Below are 23,986 nucleotides of genomic sequence, written 5' to 3'. Positions count from 1 at the left end.
GCTTTGGCCAGTCTTGCACGTTTCGCTGTACTCCAGCCCGCTTGGATGCTGGCTGCATTGACCGTTCTGATGATGGCGGGCTGCGGCGTAGTCGGTCGCACTAGCATCAAGACGGTACAGCTAGCCATTCAGGGCAAACCCGATGTAGAACCGACTGCAGCCGAGGTTGCGGCGACACGCTATCCGCAGATAAAGGTCACCGGGCCCACCGGCGGCGCAGTACTCGTGCTGGGTAACGTCGACGGTGAACGCCGCGCGTGGTACAGCGCTGATCGCAGCATCGTTTATCTGACCGATGGCTTGGTCGTCGGGACCTATAGCGGCCTGCCAGAGCTGCAGGGGATGAATATTGAGGGCGCGTCCCCGTTCCGGGCACTCCATCAGGTGCCGAATGGGACAACAGTACAACGGCGCTACGACGTGATGCCCGGCTACCGCTTCGGCATGGAAGTCACAGGCACGTTGAACACCCTGGGCCGCGAGAAGGTTGAAATTCTTGGAAAATCACGCGAATTGCTTCATGTTCGCGAGCAACTGCGTGGCAGCGGCTGGAGCCGCAACAACGACTACTGGGTAGACCCTACCAATGGCTTCATCTGGAAGAGCGTGCAAGCCATTGCACCCGACACCAGCCTGGAAATCATTCAGCTGAAGCCCTATTCGCAGGACCTGAAAGCCCAATGATGCTGCGATTGACAGCGCTCATGCTTGGCATAGGCATAGGCATGGGCTATGGCGCGAGTGCCGCTGCGCCCATTCACGTAGACGTCAGTGGCCATGTCCGCACCGGCGGCAGCCAAGCAATACCAGCCGGAAGTCGCCTGAGCGTCGCCGCACTGGGCGCTACCCCCACCTCAGATGCGTATCTTCTGGGTGCCGCCCTGCTGCGCCAACGCGCCACACCGTCGCAGACTCGCCTAAAGGCCGGGCTGCTGTTCGACCTGGAGATCGTCGCCGGGCAACGAGAATCAGCGGATCTTGCAAATGCTGCGCGTGCCGTTAGCGACCAAATCGCCGATCTACCTATCACTGGTCGTGAAGTGCAATTGCTTGATCCACGCGCGCTCGAGGCAAACCCGCAAAAGGATCGCCCTGCACTAGACGGGGACAAACTTGTCTACCCCACGCGCCCTGAGACTGTGACGGTAACAGGCGCAGTGACTCGCCCCTGCACGCTCCGACACAGCTTCCTCCGCGACGCACTCTCCTACCGAAACAGTTGCGAACCTCTCCGCCGAGCGGCCAGTCGAGACTACCTGTACGTGATCCAGCCAGACGGCCGCGCACAGAAGCTGGGTATTGCCCTATGGAACCAGGACGCCCCTGCACATCTTGCACCAGGAGCCATAGTCTTCGTGCCATTGGACGAACACCAGATTAGTTCGATCGCCCCTGACATCAATGAAGAAGCAGCCAGCTTCCTCGCCACCCAGGTGCTTACGGCACCCAGAGCAAGCCACTAATGCAGCACCGCCGCCCACCCTTTACGCGCACGAGCATCGCGCTCATAAGTATCAGCATCAGCACTGCACTACATGCACAGACGCCCCCAGTACCGACAGCGAGCGACTGGGGTGGCATCGGGCTACTGCAGACTCCAACTGCAAGAATGGCTGATGAGGGAGAGCTAAGCTTTACCGCAAGCTACACCACCCCTAACAGCCGATACAACGTTGTTCTTCAGCCACTCCCTTGGCTAGAGGGAGCCTTTCGCTACGTTTCCGTTTCCAACCGACGATACGGGCCGGAGTGGCTGAGCGGCAATCAGAGCAACAAAGACAAGTCAATCGACCTCAAACTCCGCCTTCTCCGGGAGTCCCGCTGGGTACCAGAAGTTGCAGCAGGCTTTCGCGACATTGGCGGCACCGGACTCTTTTCTAGCGAATACGTCGTCGCAAGTAAGCGCATTGGGGATTTTGACGCCAGCCTGGGATTGGCAACTGGCTATATCGGTAATAGGGGCGACTTCAGAAACCCCTTGGCCGCCATTGATCACAGGTTCGAGGAAAGGCGATCTGGTGTACAGGCGGGAAAGCTGAACAGCAAGAGCGTATTCCAAGGCCCCGTTGGCGTATTCGGCGGCATCGCGTATCAAACCCCCTGGGATCCGCTTCAGATTAAAGTTGAGTATGACGGCAATGACTACAAGCATGAGCCGCAACAGAACAATTTTCGCCAGAGAAGCCCAATCAATATTGGTGCGAGTTACGCACTGAACAAGAACGTTCAGCTTCACCTCGGTTGGGAGCGAGGTGATACTGCCATGTTCGGTATAACCGTTCACGCGAACCTAGCCAAGGCAACAGCAATGCCCAAGCTACTAGACCCGCTTCCGATAGACGGGGGCACCGGCGCGCGTGCAACAGCAGGAACACCGCCGGATGTCGGCATTGATTGGACTCGAATTACAGACCAGCTAAGCGATAACGCAGGATTGCGCGTGAGCGAGATAAGCCGACGCGGCTCGGAACTTATCATTTCCGGCGAACAACGAAAATTCTTCTATCCCGCACAAGGTCTCGGCAGAGCCTCGCGCGTTGTCGCCCAAAACCTTCCTTCAGACATCAATTGGATCACGATACAGAACACTCGCTTGGGGCTTCCAATCGTAGAAACCAGCATGGAACTAAACGCATTCCATGATTACCTCCATCGTCGAATCGAACTCAATCAGCTAGCAGGCCACATCGAGCAAGCTCGGCCTGCACTGCAAAGACGGACGAATGTATATACGACTCCCATCCACCGATTTGATGGCGGATTTAATATCGGCTACCAACAGTCCCTAGGTGGCCCGGATGGATTCATTCTATTCCAGATCGCAGGGACTTATTCGTCTACATTCTATTTCACGAGAAATACCTGGCTGAGCGGAACAGTCAGCTATAACGCGTACAACAATTACAACAAGTTTCGTTATGACGCACCCAGCAACCTCCCGCGCGTCAGAACAAACGTGCGACAGTATCTGACGACCGCCGACCTTACGCTCCCCAACCTCCAAATTACTAGCACGCGGCAGCTCGGAAGCGACTTGTACGGAATGGCCTACGCGGGTCTTTTTGAATCGATGTATGGCGGCCTTGGGGCTGAAGTAATCTACAGGCCGCTCGGTGAACGATGGGCTATCGGCGCCGAGATGAACTGGGTAAAGCAACGCGATTTCGATCAAAGACTGAGTTTTAGGGATTATAGCGTCGCCACAGGTCACGCCACCTTCTATTACCAGCTGGGCAACGAAAGAAAGATTATATTTTCAACCAGTGCAGGTCGTTACCTGGCGAAAGACTGGGGCGCAACAGTTTCATTGTCGCGCGCGTTCAGCAATGGCGTGTCAATGGGCGCGTACGCAACCAAAACAGACGTATCTTCTCAGGACTTCGGCGAAGGCAGTTTCGACAAGGGAATATACGTTTCCGTTCCATTTGACTTTATGCTACCCAGATCCACGCGGGCGCGAGCAAATTTCCTATGGAATCCGCTATATCGCGATGGCGGAGCTCGACTCTCCCGAAGCTACAGCCTCTATCAGGCGACTTCAGAAAGAGATCCTGGCTTTTTCTTCGACAACCTAGACGCCATCGAAAAGTAACTATCTTGATGTGCAAACGGGTGGCATCCGCAAAGATGCCACCCGAAGTCATAATTCAAGACGCATGAGCTCGAAGAGTTATACCTCCCGGAGTGAGCCCTGATTTTCCAAAAACCACTGATAGGTGGCAGTAACGCCTTCGCCCAGGCCGATCTTTGCCTTCCATCCCAGATCACTCAGTCGACTGACATCGAGCAATTTCTTGGGAGTACCATCAGGCTTAGTCAAATCATTCACGATACGCCCGGAGAATCCCGTAACTACGCGGACAAGCTCAGCAAGCTCAAGAATGCTGATGTCCTCTCCCACCCCGACATTAACAATGTCCTCACCACTGTATGTCTCCGCCAAGAAAACAGAGGCAGCAGCCATGTCGTCAACATGCAAAAACTCGCGACGAGGCGTGCCGGACCCCCACATGACAACCTCAGGCATCCCGGCGATCTTGGCATCGTGGAACTTTCGGATTAGAGCCGGAAGCACGTGAGAGTTCTGGAGATCAAAATTATCACCAGGACCATATAGGTTCGTCGGCATCAGGCTTATGGCATTGAAGCCGTACTGCCTCCTATATGCCTGACACATTTTAATTCCCGCAATTTTCGCCACAGCGTACCACTCATTCGTCGCCTCGAGCGAACCGGTCAACAATGACTCTTCGCGAATGGGCTGCTCAGCATGCTTGGGATAAATACAGGAGGAGCCAAGAAACGCCAGCTTCTCAACCCCGAAACGATACGCCCCATCTATAACATTATTCTGAATCTGTAAATTTTCAAACAGAAAATCTGCGGGATAGGTGCTATTCGCATGGATGCCGCCAACTTTTGCTGCAGCCAAGAATACAATTTCCGGCCTCTCACGTTCGAAAAAAGCATCTACTGACTGACGATCTCGAAGATCCAAGGCATCTCTACTTGCAAGAATAAGGTTCCGGTAACCTAGCGAGGTCAGGCGACGGACTATTGCGCTACCAACAAGACCACGATGGCCTGCTACGAAAATGCGAGATTCAGGTGTCATGAATTTGCTTCAGGGGAGAGGTGGATGCGCACGGAAACGTCAAATGCAGCCATCGACCTCACCTTGTCAGCACCAAAAGGTACCAAAGCGCCGCCGCTGCTTCCGTGCTCCTAACCCTCTCATGCAACGAGAGGGCCTGCAAGTGTGCCATGAGCCGCGGACTAGGCCTACCCCATCCCGGACCTTTCGGACGACCCTGCAGGTCCAGCAATCCCTGCCAGCAACACGCAAGCGCACTCTTCACGCAATTTTGATACAATGAATGATTGCTACGAGCCGCCCTGCAGGAATGCCTATGGCGATTCGAGGTCCAGCTCGCGCGGATGCCCAGACCAGCGTAGACAAGCTGAGCAGATAGTGGCATTTGCGCGCCATGGTACAGAAGGATCAGATAGATGTTATTGAACACATCAAGGCAGGAAGCCGACGCAGACCAGGACCATTTCGATTATTGGCAAATCCGCTCACTTGAATGCACTGCCAGCTTACGCAGGAGTTACAGTCCAGTAAGCGCTACCAGTACGCCCGCGAGGCCGACTCAGCGGCCGCTCCAATGGGGCACTCGCCCCACCCATTTTGATTTGCGGATGGGCGGAAAAGAACTGCTGGCCAGCATCCCGCGCCGTCACCTAAGAAACCCAGAGGCCCACGAATGGCTCGCGTTCTGATTGTTGGGATCAACTACGCCCCCGAGGACATCGGCACTGGCAAATATACAGGCGAGATGGCCACCTGGCTTGCGGCGAATGGCCATTCGGTTCGCGTAGTTACCGCTCCGCCATACTACCCGTCATGGAAAATATCAAACGGGTATCGTCGTTGGTGGTGGTCACGCGAATGGATATCAGGAGCAGAGGTTCTCCGCTGCCCTATCTGGGTCCCCGCCAAACCTCGAGGCCTAACGCGCCTGCTGCACCTCGCGTCCTTTGGCCTGACTTGTATCCCAGCACTCGCCGCATCACTCTTTTTCCGAGCCGAAGTGGTGGTAAACATCGCGCCGACAATGTCGAGCGCTCCAGCAGCTTGGCTCTATGCAAAAGTCACAGGCGCCAAGACCTGGCTACACATTCAAGATTTTGAGCTTGACGCGGCATTGGAAATGGGCGTGATTCGAGCAAACGCTGGCCGCAAAATAGCCTTTGCAATTGAGCGCGCAGTAATGCGTCGGTTTGATCGTGTGTCGACAATATCCGAAATGATGATTTCACGTCTATCCACAAAGGGTGTCAAAGCGAGCTCACGCACACTCTTTCCAAACTGGGTGGACATTGGCGCAATACGCCCTCTCGCCGACTCAAGCCCTTACCGGAGATTGCTTAATATTTCAGATTTAGCAGTAGTGGCACTTTACTCTGGAAACATGGGCCTTAAACAGGGACTTGAAATTCTGGAGAAAGTCGCGCGCTCTCTGAAGGACATGGAGCAACTTCACTTCGTCTTTGGCGGACAAGGCCCCGGGAGATCGCTACTAGAACAAAGTTGCGCGGATCTCCCGAACGTGCATTTTCTCGACCTTCAACCGATCGACAAGCTTAATGATTGGCTGGGACTAGCGGACATACACTTACTACCACAACGAGCCGACGTTGCAGACCTCGTTATGCCATCAAAGCTAACAGGAATGCTTGCTAGTGGGCGTACGGTGGTCGCAACCGCAGCGCATGGCACGGGTGTAGCAAAGGCGCTAGCTCAAAGCGGAGTCGTCGTCCCGCCAGGCGATGCTCAAGCAATGGCAAGCGCAATTCGTGAATTATGCTCCCAACCTGACAGACGAAGAGTGTTAGGCGCCGCAGCTAGACATCAGGCGGAGCACACTCTCGGACTAGACGCGATTCTTGCCGGCTTCAATAGCAATCTTACTTCCATCCTAACGCCGAAAGAATCCAGCGTTTCCACCAACTAGAGACGGACCTAGCATGACCAAACGGGCACTCATTACTGGCATAACCGGCCAAGACGGATCCTACCTCGCAGAGCTATTGCTTGAGAAAGGATACGAAGTTCACGGCATCAAAAGGCGCGCATCATCGTTCAACACGCAACGCGTTGACCATATCTATCAAGATCCCCATGAAGCGGGTGCACGCATGCACCTCCACTACGGCGACCTCACGGATAGCAGTAACCTGACACGCATCATCGCAGAAGTGCAACCAGATGAGGTGTACAACCTCGGCGCACAAAGTCACGTGGCAGTGAGCTTTGAAGCACCCGAGTACACAGCAGACGTGGATGCCCTTGGCACCTTGCGTCTCCTCGAGGCAATACGATTCCTCAAACTCACTGATAAGACGCGCTTCTACCAAGCCTCTACAAGTGAACTTTACGGCCTAGTTCAGCAAGTACCTCAGACGGAGACAACCCCTTTCTACCCGCGAAGTCCGTATGGTGTAGCAAAACTTTATGCTTACTGGATTGCCGTAAACTATCGCGAGTCATATGGAATCTACGCATGCAATGGAATCCTCTTTAATCACGAGAGCCCGCGCCGCGGCGAAACATTCGTAACGCGCAAAATAACCCGTGGACTTGCCAATATTGCGCAGGGGCTTGAGAGCTGCCTCTTTATGGGCAATCTAGACGCACTCCGCGACTGGGGTCACGCAAAAGACTATGTGCGTATGCAATGGATGATGCTTCAACAGGATGCCCCGAAGGACTACGTCATTGCGACAGGAGTGCAGTACAGCGTCCGCCAATTCATTGAGATGGCTGCAAGAGAACTTGGGATAGAACTGAGCTTCCTAGGAACCGGCGCTACTGAACACGCAATCGTCAAATCGGTGACCGGCAATAGGGCACCAGGAGTAACGGCCGGCGATGTCATCGTTAGAATCGATCCGCGCTACTTCCGCCCAGCCGAAGTTGAGACCCTACTGGGCGACCCAACATTGGCCAAAACCGACCTTGGATGGGTACCGCAGATTTCCCTGAAAGACATGGTAAAAGAAATGATTGAGTGCGACTGGACCTTGGCAGCCAAACAGGTCGTGCTACGGGACAATGGCTACCCAATTACGCAAAGCAAAGAGTAACTGATCAGCATGACCTCTGGTAACGGCAGCGCGAGCTTTTCGCTTTTTTCAAGGGTAGCCGCCGCTGCCTGCCAAGGAGCTTTCCTAATACTTTTGGCGAGAACGGCCAATCTGGCGCAGTTCGGCATTTATTCTACAACGTGCGCAATTGGAGCCATCCTAATTGGATTTCTTAGCGCTGGACTCCCCAACAGGGCATTGCAGATAACTGAACCCAAAAGCAGCATCGGTGGCAGCTATCTTGCTGCAGCGATCGTACTGTCAGCCACTGCTTTTCTAGCTACGCTTCTTGCAAGCGCCACTTCGCTGGGATCGCTTAGCTGGATAATGGTTTCGGCTGCCACTTTCACAGCAGCTGAGCTACAAAACAATATCGCACAGTCATATCTTTATGGACTAAAGAAGAACAAGGAGGCCGACATCTTCACCCTGCTTCGGAGAGCGCTTCCTCTGGCCGCGGTAGCTGCCGCAAGCACGTTGCGGCCCTCCTGGGACAAATTCGCGATTATTAGCGGATGTTTTGCCCTTGCCTGGCTCGCCGGCGCCATCCGCTTTCTCGGCCAGTACAACTTCAAGAGTCTACATAAGAATGCCCTGCGAGGGGGCTCCAATTATTGGCTTATCAATATTTGGACCATGCTACAGCAGCTAGATGTAATCCTGATAAATGCGTTCCTTGGTTCGCACTTGTCAGGCCTGTATGCAAGTGCCGTACGCCTGGCCAGTCCCGTCCACATCATAACCTCACTCATAGCATCCAGACTGGTACCGAACCTACGACATGCAGAGTCATCGTCCGAAAGGCAGGCCATTTGGGAAAAGACATATAAGCCACTTAGACTAGCGCTTCTGCTCTTAGCAGCAACATCTCCTGCACTCTTCTGGATTGCCCCGATGCTTTTCAAAGCTGACGCCGCCTCCCAGAATTTTGTTTATGTGGCCGCATTTTGCGCAGCACTCCTGAGCTTACTCTGCCAAATACTGTCTGCATGCCTATACACAAAAAACCAGGAGGCGGCTGTTCAACGACTCACAAGACTCTCGGTCTTTACTGGCTTAGTAATTGTAAGCATCGGAAGCTACGCAGGCAGCTTCACAGTGGCAGCACTGGGCATTCTATGCTCGCAGCTAATTCTAGCTTGGTTCTTAACAAAGAGTAACGGCACGAATAGATGGACAGGAAAAGCAGAAGCGTCGTCGTGATCTTCTCCGACAGCGGCCTCGGCGGCACCAGCCGCAGTGCACTTACTTCTTGCGAGTGCTGGATCGCCCTGGGATACAATCCGATCATTCACGCAACGAAGGGCATTACCCCCTCAAGGCGTGCAGTATTTCAATCAAAAGGCCAGATTCTCGAGAACCTGACGGATCTAGACTGGGCAGAGGTGAGCGTAGTCCACTTCCACTACTCGAGCTACTCCGCAGGCCAGCACGCGGCAATTCAGCTACTTCAGCAGACTGTTCGCAGCCTCGGGTCTCACGCGCCACACCTTATCGTCAACAATATTTTCGCAATCCAAGACAGCACCTTTGCAAGGTGGCCGGGCAAATGGTGCACGGCCGTACTTGGTGAATGGGCAGCCATGCAGTATCGACTTTCAGGATTCCCATCCAACAAAGCGCCATTTGTCATTGGAAACTGTCAGGATACCGACACATTCCGCCCACCGACGGCCGAAGAGCGTGAAGAGTCAAGGAACTCGTTGAACATCGCTGCATGCGACAACGTCATCCTTCGCGTTGGCTCCCCCCATGATGGGAAGTGGTCAAGCTCATATCTCAAGCTCGCTCAAATGATCAAAGGAACATCAACCAAGATGATTCTTATAGGTGCGCCTGAGTCCATATCTTTGAAACTTGAAGGTAATGAAAACTGCCATCTGATCGCCCGCGTGGACGATGATCACAAGCTTCGGCGCTACTACTGGGCAAGTGACTGCTTCGCACTTGATGCCGAGCGAGGGGAATCATTCGGTAACGTCATTCTAGAGTCGCTGGGCTCAGGACTACCAGTGGTCTATCGAGCAAGAGAGTATCGTGACAATACCCCATGGGAGTTCACTTCTATAAAGGGGTTTTCCTATCAACGAAACGAGAGCGCATTCTTAAGCAAAGCAATCTGCAAAGCATCTGTCCGTGAGAGCCCAACCAGTACTCGAGCCCGGGATACTCACAGGATCGTAGTTTCACGCTTTTCTACAGAGGCTACAGCCGCGAAACTGGAGGCTTTGGTTCAAATCCTGGATAGCGCAAGTACTGATGGGAAAGTATGCAGCACCTCCAACTCAACCATACCAAAGCTTAGCTACGCAAAATCTTTCTTAAGGCACAATCCTCTGATCGCATATCTCAAGAAAGTACGCCTGGAGGTTCGCGGATAGTGCAGACCCTGAATATTATTCTGGCCCTAATCACTACTACACTGTGCCTGGCAATGATCGTTCAGGTCGTGAGAAGGGAAACGATAACCTACTGGGCTGGCGTTCAACTAGGATTTTCTTATTTTGTTGGAGCGCCTATATTTCTTTCCGCGGTCTTCGGCAGAATTCGACAAGTAGACATCCCCATCCCGAATATGACAATTGACGGGAGTCCAGGAGTGTACCTAGTGACCGCCGGAGTCGCGGTTATCATTTCCCTAATCCCCAATCGGCATATCGGCCTCCCGAAGATAAACATCAATCAAAATATAGTTCAGAACAAGAAACTGCTGCATTGGTACACGGCAACCTATCTTGCATTCTCTATTTACGGATTTATTTCCTCGGGGAAGCTCACAGGAGGGCACTGGTATAGCAGCCACGGCGAGTCTATGCAGGGAGATGCTGTTGCGGTTGCTCTCTTGCAGATACGAAATGTAATGCGTTTCACGCTGCCATTTCTGCTGCTCTTCTATAAGCGAAAGGAACTGATTACGACCAGAGCGTTCTGCATTGGCTTAATTTGCATAGCAGGCCTGGAGCTCATCATCTCCGGAAACAGAATTATCGCACTAACCTGCATAATATCTTACGCGCTCGCCTATAAATCAGTACCCAAGAAGGGCTATGCGATCCTACTCCTTGCCGCTCCAATCATAATTCAAGCCAACTCTATATTCCCAATTGTTCGCGGGATGATGTGGAGCAATGGCCTAAACCTCCAGCAAATGAGCTACGCAGTAGACACGGCAACCCAGCACCTTGCCACGTCCGAGGGGCAGGATATCCAGCTAATTCTTTCCTCCGCGTTTGAGGCGAGCAACCTGAATATGGCCAACATGGTCATCGCGAACTATCCGTCCAAGCATAGTTACTTAATGGGCGACACATTCATAGTTCGCCCACTAACATTCTATCTTCCCAAAGCGATCTGGCCAGGACGACCCGAGGGCTTTGGACTGACCCTCGGAAGACTGTCTGGACTGGATGTTGATGGACTCGCACTGAATTCAACATACATCGGCGAGGCCTACGCAAACTTCGGGCCATTTTCCGTCATAGCCCTCCCATTAATTCTCTGGGGAATTTCAAATCTGTTTAGAATGTTTGACTCGAACTCAATCCAATACATGACCTTTGCAGTCGGCTTCGCTGGATGGAGATTTGATTTAGTCTTTTCCATTGTAGCCATAATCGTTATCCTAGTCATATGCACTACGTCAAAGATTCGATTTCGAAGCAAGCCGATAATACGATAACACTTCCTCAGCGAGCGCAAATGAAGGTTTCCGTCATATACCATCAGTTTCCGCATTATAGGGCGCCAGTTCTGCGCGAACTATCTTTGAATGGACGTCATGAGTACGAATTTCACGCATCAAAAGATGAATTTGACGGAATAAAACCATATAAGGGCGAGCCTGGTGTGTTTATTAACGAACTCGCGGTCAAACGAACCGATCGCGGATTTAGATTTAAGAACTACATCCGACTTGCGACTGATAGCTCGGTCGACGTACTATTAATCCTTGGCAACCCCAATATAATTGCGACTTGGGCTCTTGGCATCGTCGGCAGAGCGACCGGCAAGAAGGTAGTTTTCTGGGCCCACGGATGGCTCTCAGAAGAGAGAAAAGCAAAATCCTTGATCCGAAATTTTTACTATTCGATATCCCACCTACTGCTTGTTTACGGCGAGCGCTCCCGAGAAATGGGAATTAGACAGGGGTACCCAGAGTCAAAAATTAGAACTATTTACAACAGCTTGGACTTTGCTGCATCCTCCTCAATCCTCCAGAGGATAGAGCGTGACGTTTCCCGCGCACCTGGTCGAGCGCTATTCGAAGACCCGGACCGGCCATTGATTATTTGCACGGCTCGACTTACGCAGATTTGTAGGCTCGACTTACTTCTTGATGCGGGCGAGCTACTGGGGAAGCGCGGGCTACCAGTAAATATATTGCTAATTGGTGATGGACCCGCCAGAAAGTCTCTGGAAGCGCAGGCCGCTCGCATTGGCGCAAGCGTGCACTTCTTTGGCGCTTGCTATGATGAAGAGATTGTTGGCAGGATGATTTATGATGCTGATGCATGCGTGTCACCCGGGAAAATTGGCTTGACGGCAATTCACAGCCTTACATACGGCACGCCAGCCTTTACCCATGGAGACTTCAGCAATCAGATGCCAGAATTTGAGGCAATTGAACCTGGACGAACCGGGGATTTCTTCGAAAGAGGAAGCTCTGAGAGCCTTGCCGATTGCTTAGAAGCATGGATGGAACAGAAGCCCGATCGGGCGGAAGTTCGGAATAGATGCCGCGATGTAATTAGTAGGCGATGGAACCCAAGTGTTCAGCGTACCCTCATTGAAGACGCACTTGATGAGATCAGCAAAGAGAGGCGCATGTAATGGGAGGGCGTAATAGAGGTGAAGTTCCAACCGTCCCTGAGCCAGCACGCGTTGCTGATTCAATCATCAGTATCTGCGGCTCAATCATCGACAGACCGATTAAGAAGATGCTGAGGAGGCCAGTAAATTTTATAAAGGCGCTGCGACTTAACCTTACACAGGTCGGAGAAGGAGTCCAGTTTGGCCGGAATGTCGACATCCCAGCGGGTAGCAGACTAGGCCGCTACTGCTATGTCGGAGCTGGCTTCGAGTCTCCAAGTCCAGTCTCAGTGGGAGATCTGTGCATGATCTCGACTTCTGTACGCATCGTAGGGAATGATCACGGAATCGAAGATCCCCGTGTGCCAACGCGCCTTGCATTCCGATGGCGCCACTCCATTACGGTTTTTGGTGCGGATGTATGGATTGGTCATGGTGTCATCATCCGATCCGGTGTCCGCGTAGGAGATGGGTCGGTCGTGGCAGCTGGCTCCGTTATTGTAAAGGATGTCCCGGAGAACTCTGTCGTTGGAGGCAACCCGGCACGATTTATCAAGAACCGATTTTCAAATGAAGATTGGGAAATTTATCGTAAAAGCATCGGGTTAGACTGCAATGGAAAGCAATAGCACTCGCAAAGGGCATACCACCTACCCTCTTACTCACAGACTCTTCCGATTAGCGTGGTCATTAACGTGGGCCTTACTTGCCTCCTGGACTCCCACTCCGCTTCATCGATGGAGGGTCTTTTTGCTGAACATCGCGGGAGCACGAGTGCACCAATCCGCCCATGTCTATTCAACTGCCCGCATTTGGTATCCCCCAAATTTAATTATGGAAGAACACACCTGCCTCGGCCCCAAGGTAAACTGCTACAACATGGCGACGGTATTAATCGAAAAGAGGGCGACAGTAAGCCAAGGAGCCCACCTTTGTGCGGGCACTCATGACATCAACGACCCGATCCACCCCTTGGTAACCAGACCAATTTCAATTGGCCAGCGTGCGTGGATCGCAGCTGAAGCTTTTGTAGGTCCTGGAGTGGCGATTGCAAGATCCACCGTTGTCGGCGCGAGAGCGGTCGTGTTCCGAGATACCGAGGAATTTGGGGTCTACACTGGAAACCCTGCAAAACTTGTAAAGCATAGGGACCGGGCTACTGCGGAGTCGACAGATGGCTGAAATTTCGGTAGTGATCCTGACGTACAATGAAGAAATTCATATTGCCCGTGCAATTCAGTCTGTGAAGTCATTTGCAGCAGAAGTGATTGTTGTTGATTCATACTCAAACGACCGAACGACTGAAATTGCGGAGAGCCTTGGGGCCAAGATTTTTTTCAATAGGTTCGTAAATCAGGCAAATCAATTCCAATGGGCGATGGATCACTGCGAAATTCGTTCGCCATGGATCATGCGCCTGGACGCTGACGAGATCATCTATCCGGATCTCTCTGAGGAGATCAATTTCCACCTACCTCAACTTGACGAATCCATTTCTGGCATAAATCTTAAGCGACGACACATATTTATGAACCGCTGGATTAAGCACGGCGGCCGTTACCCTCTGCTTATGCTTCGGATTTTTCGCAAGGGGAAAGGCACAGTTGAGGATCGTTGGATGGATGAGCATATCCAAGTATCGGAGGGACGCACGATAACATTTACCGGAGGATTCGCCGATCACAATCTCTTCGACTTAAGCTATTTCATAGATAAACACAATCGATACGCGACTCGCGAAGCGATTGAAATAATTAACTCCCGGCACGAACTTTTCTCTCGAGAAGTGCTCTCAGCTGAAGGAAGCTCCGGCCAAGCGTCATTTAAACGCTGGCTAAAGGAAAATGCTTATAATAAGGTTCCTTTCACTGTAAGCTCTACTGCGTATTTCTTGTGGCGCTACCTCATTCAGGGCGGATTTCTTGATGGAAGAGAAGGATTGACCTACCACTTTCTCCAAGGATATTGGTATCGCTTCCTCGTGGGCGCAAAGGTCGTCGAACTGGAAGCTGCCATCGCTCATCTTGACGAGAAAGGACATAAAATCGACGAACTAAGTCGTTTAACTGGGCACAATTTAGCAGCAGGCAAACTGTAGCGGCTTGCAGTTGCACGCAAGAGCGTGATTCGTTCAGCCCAAGCTTAGTCCTCTCGAATCCAGAGTTGGGACTCAGAAGATTGGAGTTCCCGACAACCAGACGCCAACTGCCGAGCATGCGGTAGGTAGCCGTGCTCTCTTTGCGGATTTTCCACTCGGCACATCTCAGAGAACTGGTGATCCCCCCCCCCCCATCCGAACCCTAAAGGGCCCGGATGAAAAAGGTCCCCATACGCAGCACGCCGCTCCTAGATGAGCAGTTGAGCAGATCGAAGAGCATCGGCGTAAGCTGCGAGCCTACCTCACTACCGGGATTCGGCCACCCTACGGGCCATAAACCAATGCGCGCCCATGTTCTGAGTAGGCCCTTCCCACTTGAGCCGCTTGGTGATTCGTTACGATTGCGACCACCTAGGTGGCCCGCTGTGCCTAAGGAAGCCGCGCAGCCCCTGGCAGCCGTGTCATAGGCACGATCCCAATCGCCGGAGAAATGCTGGCGGTGGTGAGTGGGAGTATGCCCACTCACCATCGGCGATCAATCGCGCACCGCCTTGAGGAGCATGCATCCCGACGAGCGGGCCTAAACCCCCTGCTACAACGGCGCTACCGGGAACCGCTTACACCTGGCACAGATCACTTATTATCGTAGCGTCGCTGGTTTGGCGAAATAGCGACCAACGACCACCCACCCTACTGCTACCAAAAGCCCAAAGCATGCCGCAGCGGGCCAAGGCAGGAAACGCAGCGAAATTGAACATCTGCTTGAGACCAAAGTGCCTTCGAACAACCGCAAGCACCTTCCGAGTTGCCGTCGCCCATAAACATCTCAGGCGCTAGACCCACCATCACTTTAACGTCCGTTCACACTTACAACCACGCCCTACTCAGGATCTCCAGCACTTAGGTACTGGACTTGTACTCATAGTATCCATAACTGTAGTAACCGGTAGCGCGCCGCTCGACAGCATTGAAAATCGCGCCCTTGATCCGGACGTTGTTCTGCTCAAATCTGCGCTTCGCCAAGGCCAGCTCCTTGGCTTGATTCAAGCCAAAGCGAGCCACCATCAGACAGGTGCCGGCATGATGCGCAATAATTGCCGCGTCGGTCACAGCAAGAATCGGCGGCGTATCGACAATCACCAAATCGTACTGCGGCGACAGAGTTTCAAGAAGCTGCGTGAAGTTCGCATGCATCAACAACTCGGATGGATTTGGAGGAACGTCACCGCGGGTAATGAAACTGAGGCTGTCTATGCCCGGCAGCGTCCGAACTACGTGAGCCAGATCGGCCTTACCCACCAGAAGATCCGAAAGACCGGGCGACTGCACAGCACCCAACGCTTTGTGCAGCGTCCCCTTTCGCATATCGGCATCGATGATGAGGACGCGCTGACCAGCCTGCGCTATCACTGCGGCGAGGTTCGACGAAACGAACGTTTTGCCGGCATTCGGGCTGGCGCCAGAAATCAGAACGATGTTGTTCTTTGCTTCAAGGCGAGCGAAATGCAGGCTAGTACGGAGGCTGCGTACGGCCTCAATCGCCAGGTCGGCTGGATCCTTGACCGCCAGTAGATGCAACTTACCATCTGCACGGAACTTGCCACGGACAGAGTCGCTCTGCTGCTGCGCACTTACAGGAATCGAGGCATACACGGGCAGACCAAGCTCCTCAATCTGCGCCGGATCTTCCACGCCACGATTGAGCATCTGCTTCAGCAGAACCAGCGCAATGGAAAGGAAAGCGCCAAGAATAGCGCCGATGAACACGACGAGCGTCTTACGGGGTCGAACAGGGGTGGTGGAATCAACTTCGGCCGCGTCAACAATACGAACATTACCGACAGTGCCCGCGCGCGCCACATCAAGCTGCTGCGCCTGGTTGAGCATCCCGGTATACATCTCATTGCTGACCTGTAAATCGCGGGTCAAACGAAGCAGTTCCTGTTGTGCTTCCGGCAACTGCTTCACCTGGCCCTGGAAACCACTCTTGCGCCCCTCAAGCTCCCCGATCTGCCGCATCAACGCCTGGTACGCAGGGTGGTCCCGCGTGAACTTGCGATCCATTTCAGCCTGCTGGAGGCGAAGCTGCTGGATACTGGTTTCAACGGCGACCTCCTGGTCGAGGAGTCCCTTGGTCTGCAGGCTCAGATCAACAGAGTTGGCACGGGTCTGGTAGGCCGCCAAGGCCTTTTGCGCTGCGTCCACCTGGTTACGCACGTTAGGCAGCTGCTCTTTCACGAAGGTCAGCTGCGCCGAGGCCTCTGCAGAGTTTCGTTCAACATTCTGGCGAACATACGCCTGTGCGACCTGCTGCAGAAAGCGCTGTGCCAGCTCCGCATCAGCGTTCTCGTAGGCAAGCGTAAGGATCCCGGACTCCTTGCCAGACTCACTTACTGCTACCTTCTTCTGAAGCCCGCCAACCACTGTGAGATGACGCTGACGTGTCACTTCAAAGCGCATGCCAGGATGTGCGCGCATCTCGGCAATCTGCATCACAACCCCCTTTCCGGAGGCGACCTTCCCAACCTGCCCCTTCAGCAGCTGGTTACCGGAATCATCCACGAGCTCATACGCGCCCTTCTCACCTGCAATCAGGGTCAGGGGCTTAGCAACCAGATGACGCGGAACATCGAGCTGGAACACGTGAAGCTTCTCCCCACCCCAACCAAACCTGGACATTCCAAACCGCAGGTCGGCCAACCTCCCTGGGTCCGCACGTTCTGAATTACGGGCAAAATAGCCGCCAATAAGCGGAAATCGATTCGGCTCAACTTCAACATCCAGCTTCAGCGCATTAACAGCACTACCTACCACCGCGCGAGAAGTAATCAATGCGATCTCGGTGGTTGCTTCGGCAGCCCCCCCTCCCATACCAAGGGACTGACTGATGTCGGAAAGACCCGGCAGGCTCGGCACCTTCGACTCCACCTGCACGATGGCATCAGCACGGTAGATCGGTGTGGAGAGCAGTGCATACGCCACGGCAACGGCAAAGAACGCGCCAGTGATTCCCGCAATCCACCACTTATGATCAATCAACGTGCCAAGCAACTGCCGCAGGTCGATTTCATCGCTATCGTCCTGCGCCGGATTACGGGTTTCGGTGGTCATCAGTAAAGGCTCTTCAATTGGGTACGGATTAGGGGACAGAGAGAATGCAGCAGCACTACAAGTGCCGCGCCCAACTCTCAACACCCTCAGCCATCAACTTGTATACGTGCTCAAACGCCGGCCGCTGCTGCCGGTACGGGTCAGGAATTTCCTGCTCTTGCTGCCACTTGCCCAGCAGAAACGTCTTGCCCGAGGCCTGCGGCGCGATTTCGGCAATTCGGCGCACGTGCTTGCGCTCCATGGTCAGCACCAGGTCGGCCGCTCCCAGGATGGCGTCATCGATCTGCCGGGCGCGGTGCGCCAGGCCGTCCATGCCCTGCTCCGCCAGCAATTCCTGTGCCGTGGCATCAATGCCATGGCCGATCAGTGCCCCTAGTCCTGCGGAGGAGATCTGGATGCCCTTGCCGGCGACGGCCTGCCTCAGCATGACTTCGGCCGAAGGACTGCGGCAGATGTTGCCGACACATACGAATAGAACATTCTTGAACACTGACTTCGATCCTGTGGCATTCCATGCAGCGCCACGGCCCCAAAGTGGAGCGGCGGCAGCCATACAGGATACCTTACGATGACGTTACAAGCGATGAAATGGCCAGTAAATTCATGGCATTACGTCGCACTTCCCCAACCAGCGACGCGTCAATAAGCCGACTTCTGGCCCAACACCTTGAATGCCGTCATCACGATGATGCGCACATCCAAAGTCGGACTCCAGCGCCGGATGTAATCGATGTCGTACTGGACGCGCTTCTTCATCGAGCGCAGCTCCGGCGTCTCGCCACGCAACCCATGCACCTGCGCCCAGCCTGTGATTCCCGGCTTGACGTAGTGGCGGTGCATGTAGCGTTCGATCACCCGCTCGTAGTGGTTGTTGTGCTGGATCGCGTGCGGTCGCGGCCCCACCACCGACATGTTCCCACCCAGTACATTGAAGAACTGCGGCAATTCATCCAGGCTGCTGCGGCGCAGGAAGGCGCCAAACCGGGTGACGCGCGGATCCCCGCGCGTGGCCTGGGTGATCCGCCCCTCCCCCTCCGCATGCACGCGCATGGATCGGAACTTGAGCATCCAGAATTCCTTGCCACCCAGCCCATGGCGCTTCTGGCGGAACAACACCGGCCCGGGCGAACTCAGCTTCACGCCAATGGCCAGCACGGCAAACAACGGTGCCAGCAGGATCACCGCGACACCCGCCACCAAGATATCCTCGACGCGTTTGAACAGGCGGAACCGGTGGTCTGCCAAGCCCTGGCGCACGCCGATCATCGGCACGTCACCCACCTGGTGTACGCCGGGATTCAACGCACCCAGCCCCGTGGTATCCGGAATCAGGCGCACCGGCACCGGAAATCGCTCGATCTGCTTGAGCATGTCCTTGATCGCGGCCGCGTGCCCCATCGGCATCGACACCCAGACCTGGTCGAATTCTCCGCGGTGCTGATCCATGTACTGCGGAACGTCTTCCAGCCGTCCCAGCCTGCACGGCGCATCCCCACCGCGACGGGTAGCGATATCGCCTGCACTGGCGAAGTAGCCGATGACGTCTTTGCCAAGCTCTGGTTTACCACGCAGCAGACGGTGCAGCCTCAAGGCAGGCGCCCGCAGCCCGACCAGCAGGATCCGCTCATGATCCATCCCGCGTGAACGCAAGCGATGCAACTGCACTCTCAGCAGTACGCGCAGTGCAGCCATGGAGCCCAAGCCAAAGGCATACCAGCCGATCAGCCAGGTAGAGGGGACCGCATCGGCAAGTCCGACCAGGACGACGTAGAGCGAGAACAACGCGAAGGTGCCGGACCAGGCCAGCAACAACAGCCAAAGATCAGCCAGAAGGCCACGGATCCGCCAGTTGCGGTACATCGGCGCTACAGAGAAGCAAACGATGGCGCTGAGGATCACCGCGCCGAACACGATGCGCTGGGAGGAATCCGGCGCGCCTGCTCCGTTCAGCAGAATGTGGGAGAGCACCGCCATACCCGGCAGCAACAACAGATCGCCCAAGCGCAACCCCAACTCGAGGGCGGCTCGGGCCTCGACGCGGCGGCGACCCGCCCGGGCCCGCTCTGCGGGAAGGTCTTCTACTGATCCATGTAGCAAAGCACTTCTCCAATACCTGCTCGACCGGACGCCGGAGCGTCCGCGGTCACGTGCATGGACTCCCCACCCAGCACGGAAATATCGAGGCTGCGTCAATTAAATGTGGAGGGATTGTGAATGAAGTCCGAAGCAAAAGATAGGAACGTCAAGTCGGGGACTGAATGAAGTTATCGTCAGGAAGTTACGTAAGTCCCTAGAATTATTGTGAATTTCATGTGTGTCACAATGAGTCAATGTGCGTCATTTTGCGTCGAAATCATCCATCCACGTCCAGATCGCATGTTGGCAAATTGACAGTCTCGAGCTCACCCCACCCCGCACCGCACCAAAGCCCAGCAACCTCCCTCTGCTACCATCGGCGGTTCTGTTCATCGCGTCCCCCCACCTGCCCGCGATGGCGCCAAACAACGTAACGAAACACAGGAGTCTGCATGTCTTCCGAGCTGCTCAAGTCCCTTGGCCTGGACGCGATCAACGCTGGCACGTACCTGGGCAACGGGGAGTGGTCGAGCGCGACCAGCGGTGAGCTGATCACCCCGGTCAACCCGACCACCGGCGAGCCGATCGCGCAGGTCCGCGCGACCACCGAGGCCGAGTACGAGACCGTCGTCGCCCGCGCCCAGGAAGCTTTCAAGGTCTGGCGCACCACGCCGGCTCCGCGCCGCGGTGAAGCCGTGCGCCTGTGCGGTGAAGCGCTGCGCAAGCACAAGGACGCCCTGGGCTCGCTGGTTGCGCTGGAAATGGGCAAGAGCAAGCCCGAAGGCGACGGCGAAGTGCAGGAGATGATCGACATCGCCGATTTCGCCGTGGGTCAGAGCCGCATGCTGTACGGCTACACCATGCATTCCGAGCGCCCCGGCCACCGCATGTACGAGCAGTACCACCCGCTGGGCCTGGTCGGCATCATCTCGGCCTTCAACTTCCCGGTCGCGGTGTGGAGCTGGAACTCGTTCCTGGCCGCCATCTGCGGCGACGTGTGCATCTGGAAGCCGTCCAACAAGACGCCGCTGACCGCCATCGCCTCGCTGAAGATCTGCAACGACGCCCTGCGTGAAGCCGGCTTCCCGGACATCTTCTTCCTGATCAACGATGCCGGCACCGCGCTGTCGGAGAAGATGGTCGATGACCGCCGCGTGCCGCTGATCAGCTTCACCGGCTCGACCCAGGTTGGCCGCACCGTCAACGAAAAGGTTGCGCGCCGCCTCGGCCGCTGCCTGCTGGAGCTGGGTGGCAACAACGCCATCATCCTGGACGAAACCGCCGACCTGAAGCTGGCCGTGCCGGGCATCGTGTTCGGCGCGGTCGGTACCGCCGGCCAGCGCTGCACCACCACGCGCCGCCTGATCGTGCACCGCTCGATCTATGCCGACGTGCTGGCCACGCTGGTCAAGGCCTACAAGCAGGTGGAAGGCAAGATCGGCGACCCGACCGACGCCGCCAACCTGATGGGCCCGCTGAACAGCGATGGCGCCGTGCAGCAGTTCCTCGATGCCATCGCCCAGGCCAAGGCGGCCGGCGGCACCATCGAAACCGGCGGCACCCGCATCGACCGCGCAGGCAACTTCGTGCTGCCGGCGATCGTCTCGGGCCTGAAGAACAGCGACGCCGTGGTCCAGCACGAAACCTTCGCGCCGATCCTGTACGTGATGCCGTACGACAGCATCGACGAAGCCATCGACATGCAGAACGGCGTGCCGCAGGGCCTGTCGTCTTCGATCTTCACCCAGAATCTGAAGACTGCTGAGAAGTTCCTGTCGGCGGCCGGCAGCGACTGCGGCATCGCCAACATCAACATCGGCACGTCCGGTGCGGAGATCGGTGGTGCCTTCGGTGGCGAGAAGGACACCGGCGGTGGTCGCGAGTCCGGCTCGGATGCATGGAAGGTCTACATGCGCCGCCAGACCAACACCATCAACTATTCGGATTCGCTGCCGCTGGCGCAGGGCATCAGGTTCGACCTGTAACGCTATCTGTAGTGCCGGGCCATGCTCGGCAGGATGCGCCATGAACACCGCAGGTAATGCAGCCGAGCATGGCTCGGCTCTTCAGGCTGGGAAGCCGGTGATTGATTTCACCGGCCGCTGCGTGCTGGTCGCCGGCGGCAGCAAGGGCATTGGCCGTGAAATGGCGCTGGCGTTTGCCGGCGCCGGTGCGCAGGTCTCGGTCTGCGCTCGCGGCCAGGCCGGCCTGGATGCCCTGCGCGCCGATGCACGGGTGCAGGGCTTCGAACTGCACACGTTTTCCACCGATCTGGCCGATCCCCGCCAGATCCAGGCCTGGCTGCAGGCCGCCGCCGACGCGCTCGGCGGCATCGATGTGCTGGTCAACAACGCCACCGGCTACGGTATGGCCGACGACGAGGACGGCTGGGCCGCCAGCCTGCAGATCGACCTGATGGCGGCGGTTCGGGCCTCTCGCCTGGCCCTGCCCTGGCTGCGCAAATCCAGCGACGCCTGCATTCTCAATCTCTCTTCGATCGCCGCGCAGCAGCCGCGTCCCGGTGGTGCGCCCTACGCCGCCGCCAAGGCCGCGCTGTCGCACTACACCACCTCGCAGGCCCTCGCGCTGGCCAAGGACCGGATTCGGGTCAATGCCATCGCACCGGGCTCGATCGAGTTCGATGACGGCCTCTGGGACCGCCGCCGCACCGAAGATCCCGCCCTGTACCACGGTACGCTGGCGAAGATTCCGTTCGGTCGCTTCGGCCACCCGCGTGAGATCGCCGATGCCGCCCTGTTCCTGTGCTCGCCGCTGGCGCGCTGGATCACCGGCCATGTGCTCAACGTGGATGGTGGCCAGGTGTTGATGGGCTGACACCGGCACGCCGGTAGTTGCCTACCTTGGTTGGCATGCCTTTCGTCGACCAAGGTCGACGCCTACCACGGCTGGCATGCCTTTCGTCGACCAAGGTCGACGCCTACCACGGCTGGAATGCCTTTCGTCGACCAAGGTCGACGCCTACCGTGGCTGAAATGCCTTTCGTCGACAAGGTCGACGCCTACCGTGGCTGGAATGCCTTTCGTCGACCAAGGTCGACGCCTACCGTGGCTGGAATGCCCTTCGTCTGCCAAGGTCGACGCCTGCCATCGCATCCGCCGGGCATGGGATTGCCCGGGCAGAGGCACTATCATGTGCACACTGCCAAGGAGGACCCCGATGAGCGTGGCACCCCGACAGACAAGCGCCCTGGCCGTGGTCAGCCTGGTCATGGGCATCGCCAGCTGGACCGTCCTGCCCTTCGTGGCCAGCATCGTGGCCATCATCACCGGCCACATGGCCCGCGCCGAGATCCGCCGCCGCCCGCATGAACTGGAAGGCGATGGCCTGGCCGTCACCGGTCTGGTACTGGGCTGGGTGATGGTCGGCGCCGTGATCGCCGCCATCCTGGTCTTCATCCTGTTCTTCGGCGGCCTGGCCTGGCTCGCTGCGATGTCGAACTGACTGCCATGACCGCCTCCGACAGCACTGAACGCTTCAGCAGCCGCGTCGCCGATTACGTCCGCTACCGGCCCGATTACCCACCCGCGCTGCTGGAATGGCTGCACGGCCCGATGGGCGTCAGCCGCGAGGCGCTGGTCGCCGACATCGGCGCCGGGACCGGTATTTCCAGTCGCCTGTTCCTGGCCAGCGGCCATCCGGTAGTCGCGGTTGAACCCAACGCCGCCATGCGGGGCGCGGCCGAGCAATGGCTGGCACCGCAGTACCCGCAGTTCCGTGCGGTGGACGGCCGCGCCGAGGCCACCGGTCTGGACGACGCCAGCATCGATCTGGTCAGTGCCGCGCAGGCCTTCCACTGGTTCGACACCGTAGCGGTACGCGCCGAATGGCAGCGCATCCTGCGCCCGAGTGGCCAGGCTCTGATCTACTGGAATTCGCGCCTGCTCGATGCCAGTCCGTTCCTGGTCGGCTACGAACAGTTGCTGCTGGATTACGGCACCGACTACTCCGCCGTGGCCGAGCGCTACCAGGACGATGCCACCATGCAGGCCTGGTTCGGCCCCGGCCTGCGCGGCATGGTCGAGCTGCCGAACGTGCAGCACCTGGACTTCGATGCCCTGCGCGGGCGCCTGCTGTCCTCCTCCTATGCCCCGCAAGCCGGTCATCCGCGCCACGCGCCGATGATCGACGCTCTGCAGGACCTGTTCGCCGCCCACGCGGTCGACGGCCAGGTCGCTTTTGAATATCGAACCCGAGCCTTCCTCGGCACGCTGGACTGAACCG

General features: G+C 56.2%; 19 protein-coding genes. 15 read left to right on the top strand and 4 right to left on the bottom strand.

Translation table 11 applies throughout. The features are described from left to right. Positions 1-45 precede the first annotated feature (45 nt). Genes V3B64_RS14765 through V3B64_RS14755 form a run of 3 tightly spaced genes read left to right on the top strand, consistent with a single transcriptional unit; the run spans position 46 to position 3,592 of the window. A complete protein-coding gene (locus V3B64_RS14765) occupies positions 46-684 on the top strand; it encodes a YjbF family lipoprotein (RefSeq protein ID WP_329914365.1) in 639 nt (212 codons plus the stop codon). Then, positions 681-1,463: a capsule biosynthesis GfcC family protein gene (locus V3B64_RS14760; RefSeq protein WP_329914364.1), complete on the top strand. Its 783-nt coding sequence runs from the start codon at positions 681-683 to the stop codon at positions 1,461-1,463. The genes V3B64_RS14765 and V3B64_RS14760 overlap by 4 nt, the downstream gene beginning before the upstream one ends. After that, positions 1,463-3,592: a YjbH domain-containing protein gene (locus V3B64_RS14755; protein ID WP_329914363.1), complete on the top strand. Its 2,130-nt coding sequence runs from the start codon at positions 1,463-1,465 to the stop codon at positions 3,590-3,592. Before V3B64_RS14760 ends, V3B64_RS14755 begins: the two co-directional genes overlap by 1 nt. A 78-nt stretch (positions 3,593-3,670) precedes the next feature. Here the strand turns inward: V3B64_RS14755 and V3B64_RS14750 are convergent, their stop codons facing one another. Next, positions 3,671-4,615 carry a GDP-L-fucose synthase gene (locus V3B64_RS14750; RefSeq protein ID WP_329914362.1) on the bottom strand — a complete coding sequence of 315 codons (945 nt, stop codon included), beginning with the start codon at positions 4,613-4,615 and terminating at the stop codon, positions 3,671-3,673. 652 nt (positions 4,616-5,267) lie between these two features. On the opposite strand from V3B64_RS14750, the gene V3B64_RS14745 reads away from it, so the two are divergent. From V3B64_RS14745 to V3B64_RS14710, 8 genes are all read left to right on the top strand, one after another. Then, entirely contained in the window at positions 5,268-6,518 is a 1,251-nt protein-coding gene (locus tag V3B64_RS14745) for a glycosyltransferase WbuB (protein ID WP_134950985.1), read from the top strand. A gap of 13 nt (positions 6,519-6,531) precedes the next feature. Beyond that, positions 6,532-7,650: a GDP-mannose 4,6-dehydratase gene (gmd, locus tag V3B64_RS14740; RefSeq protein WP_134950986.1), complete on the top strand. Its 1,119-nt coding sequence runs from the start codon at positions 6,532-6,534 to the stop codon at positions 7,648-7,650. A gap of 9 nt (positions 7,651-7,659) precedes the next feature. After that, entirely contained in the window at positions 7,660-8,853 is a 1,194-nt protein-coding gene (locus tag V3B64_RS14735) for a hypothetical protein (RefSeq protein WP_329914361.1), read from the top strand. Next, entirely contained in the window at positions 8,850-10,031 is a 1,182-nt protein-coding gene (locus tag V3B64_RS14730) for a glycosyltransferase (RefSeq protein WP_329914360.1), read from the top strand. The genes V3B64_RS14735 and V3B64_RS14730 overlap by 4 nt, the downstream gene beginning before the upstream one ends. Beyond that, the gene (locus V3B64_RS14725; RefSeq protein ID WP_329914359.1) at positions 10,031-11,329 is read left to right on the top strand and encodes a hypothetical protein; all 1,299 of its coding nucleotides are present in this window, start codon (positions 10,031-10,033) and stop codon (positions 11,327-11,329) included. Before V3B64_RS14730 ends, V3B64_RS14725 begins: the two co-directional genes overlap by 1 nt. A 20-nt stretch (positions 11,330-11,349) precedes the next feature. Beyond that, positions 11,350-12,480, top strand: coding sequence for a glycosyltransferase (locus tag V3B64_RS14720; RefSeq protein ID WP_329914358.1), 1,131 nt, complete (start codon positions 11,350-11,352; stop codon positions 12,478-12,480). Beyond that, positions 12,480-13,088 carry a DapH/DapD/GlmU-related protein gene (locus V3B64_RS14715; RefSeq protein ID WP_329914357.1) on the top strand — a complete coding sequence of 203 codons (609 nt, stop codon included), beginning with the start codon at positions 12,480-12,482 and terminating at the stop codon, positions 13,086-13,088. Before V3B64_RS14720 ends, V3B64_RS14715 begins: the two co-directional genes overlap by 1 nt. A 545-nt stretch (positions 13,089-13,633) precedes the next feature. Further along, the gene (locus V3B64_RS14710; protein ID WP_329914356.1) at positions 13,634-14,557 is read left to right on the top strand and encodes a glycosyltransferase family 2 protein; all 924 of its coding nucleotides are present in this window, start codon (positions 13,634-13,636) and stop codon (positions 14,555-14,557) included. Between the two features lie 900 nt (positions 14,558-15,457). Here V3B64_RS14710 and V3B64_RS14705 read toward each other — a convergent pair. The 3 genes from V3B64_RS14705 to V3B64_RS14695 form a co-directional block, all read right to left on the bottom strand. Beyond that, positions 15,458-17,668 carry a polysaccharide biosynthesis tyrosine autokinase gene (locus V3B64_RS14705; RefSeq protein WP_134951082.1) on the bottom strand — a complete coding sequence of 737 codons (2,211 nt, stop codon included), beginning with the start codon at positions 17,666-17,668 and terminating at the stop codon, positions 15,458-15,460. Positions 17,669-17,723: 55 nt separating this feature from the next. Then, complete coding sequence (locus tag V3B64_RS14700) at positions 17,724-18,158, bottom strand: low molecular weight protein-tyrosine-phosphatase (RefSeq protein WP_134951083.1); 435 nt, start codon at positions 18,156-18,158, stop codon at positions 17,724-17,726. Positions 18,159-18,307: 149 nt separating this feature from the next. Next, positions 18,308-19,765 carry an undecaprenyl-phosphate glucose phosphotransferase gene (locus tag V3B64_RS14695; RefSeq protein ID WP_329914355.1) on the bottom strand — a complete coding sequence of 486 codons (1,458 nt, stop codon included), beginning with the start codon at positions 19,763-19,765 and terminating at the stop codon, positions 18,308-18,310. A gap of 431 nt (positions 19,766-20,196) precedes the next feature. Here V3B64_RS14695 and V3B64_RS14690 point away from each other — a divergent pair, with 431 nt between their 5' ends. The 4 genes from V3B64_RS14690 to V3B64_RS14675 all read left to right on the top strand — a co-directional run bounded on the left by V3B64_RS14690 (position 20,197) and on the right by V3B64_RS14675 (position 23,982). Beyond that, complete coding sequence (locus tag V3B64_RS14690) at positions 20,197-21,729, top strand: aldehyde dehydrogenase family protein (RefSeq protein WP_329914354.1); 1,533 nt, start codon at positions 20,197-20,199, stop codon at positions 21,727-21,729. Between the two features lie 40 nt (positions 21,730-21,769). Continuing rightward, positions 21,770-22,579 (top strand): SDR family oxidoreductase, encoded by an 810-nt coding sequence (locus V3B64_RS14685; RefSeq protein ID WP_329914353.1) that lies wholly within the window; start codon positions 21,770-21,772, stop codon positions 22,577-22,579. Between the two features lie 342 nt (positions 22,580-22,921). Beyond that, positions 22,922-23,206 carry a DUF4190 domain-containing protein gene (locus V3B64_RS14680; protein ID WP_010484694.1) on the top strand — a complete coding sequence of 95 codons (285 nt, stop codon included), beginning with the start codon at positions 22,922-22,924 and terminating at the stop codon, positions 23,204-23,206. 5 nt (positions 23,207-23,211) lie between these two features. Beyond that, positions 23,212-23,982 carry a class I SAM-dependent methyltransferase gene (locus V3B64_RS14675; protein WP_329914352.1) on the top strand — a complete coding sequence of 257 codons (771 nt, stop codon included), beginning with the start codon at positions 23,212-23,214 and terminating at the stop codon, positions 23,980-23,982. Positions 23,983-23,986: the final 4 nt, after the last annotated feature.

Origin of the sequence: Stenotrophomonas sp. SMYL86 (assembly GCF_036320025.1) — a bacterium.
GTDB lineage: Bacteria > Pseudomonadota > Gammaproteobacteria > Xanthomonadales > Xanthomonadaceae > Stenotrophomonas > Stenotrophomonas maltophilia_A.
The sequence above is the reverse complement of the archived record's forward strand: the minus strand, read 5'-3'. Positions and strand labels throughout refer to the sequence as shown.

Bases quoted from the DNA above. Each gene is read 5' to 3' on its own strand.
- V3B64_RS14765 (WP_329914365.1), top strand. From the start codon at position 46: ATGCTGGCTGCATTGACCGTTCTGATGATGGCGGGCTGCGGCGTAGTC.
- V3B64_RS14760 (WP_329914364.1), top strand. From the start codon at position 681: ATGATGCTGCGATTGACAGCGCTCATGCTTGGCATAGGCATAGGCATG.
- V3B64_RS14755 (WP_329914363.1), top strand. From the start codon at position 1,463: ATGCAGCACCGCCGCCCACCCTTTACGCGCACGAGCATCGCGCTCATA.
- V3B64_RS14750 (WP_329914362.1), bottom strand. From the start codon at position 4,615: ATGACACCTGAATCTCGCATTTTCGTAGCAGGCCATCGTGGTCTTGTT.
- V3B64_RS14745 (WP_134950985.1), top strand. From the start codon at position 5,268: ATGGCTCGCGTTCTGATTGTTGGGATCAACTACGCCCCCGAGGACATC.
- gmd (WP_134950986.1), top strand. From the start codon at position 6,532: ATGACCAAACGGGCACTCATTACTGGCATAACCGGCCAAGACGGATCC.
- V3B64_RS14735 (WP_329914361.1), top strand. From the start codon at position 7,660: ATGACCTCTGGTAACGGCAGCGCGAGCTTTTCGCTTTTTTCAAGGGTA.
- V3B64_RS14720 (WP_329914358.1), top strand. From the start codon at position 11,350: ATGAAGGTTTCCGTCATATACCATCAGTTTCCGCATTATAGGGCGCCA.
- V3B64_RS14715 (WP_329914357.1), top strand. From the start codon at position 12,480: ATGGGAGGGCGTAATAGAGGTGAAGTTCCAACCGTCCCTGAGCCAGCA.
- V3B64_RS14710 (WP_329914356.1), top strand. From the start codon at position 13,634: ATGGCTGAAATTTCGGTAGTGATCCTGACGTACAATGAAGAAATTCAT.
- V3B64_RS14705 (WP_134951082.1), bottom strand. From the start codon at position 17,668: ATGACCACCGAAACCCGTAATCCGGCGCAGGACGATAGCGATGAAATC.
- V3B64_RS14690 (WP_329914354.1), top strand. From the start codon at position 20,197: ATGTCTTCCGAGCTGCTCAAGTCCCTTGGCCTGGACGCGATCAACGCT.
- V3B64_RS14685 (WP_329914353.1), top strand. From the start codon at position 21,770: ATGAACACCGCAGGTAATGCAGCCGAGCATGGCTCGGCTCTTCAGGCT.
- V3B64_RS14680 (WP_010484694.1), top strand. From the start codon at position 22,922: ATGAGCGTGGCACCCCGACAGACAAGCGCCCTGGCCGTGGTCAGCCTG.
- V3B64_RS14675 (WP_329914352.1), top strand. From the start codon at position 23,212: ATGACCGCCTCCGACAGCACTGAACGCTTCAGCAGCCGCGTCGCCGAT.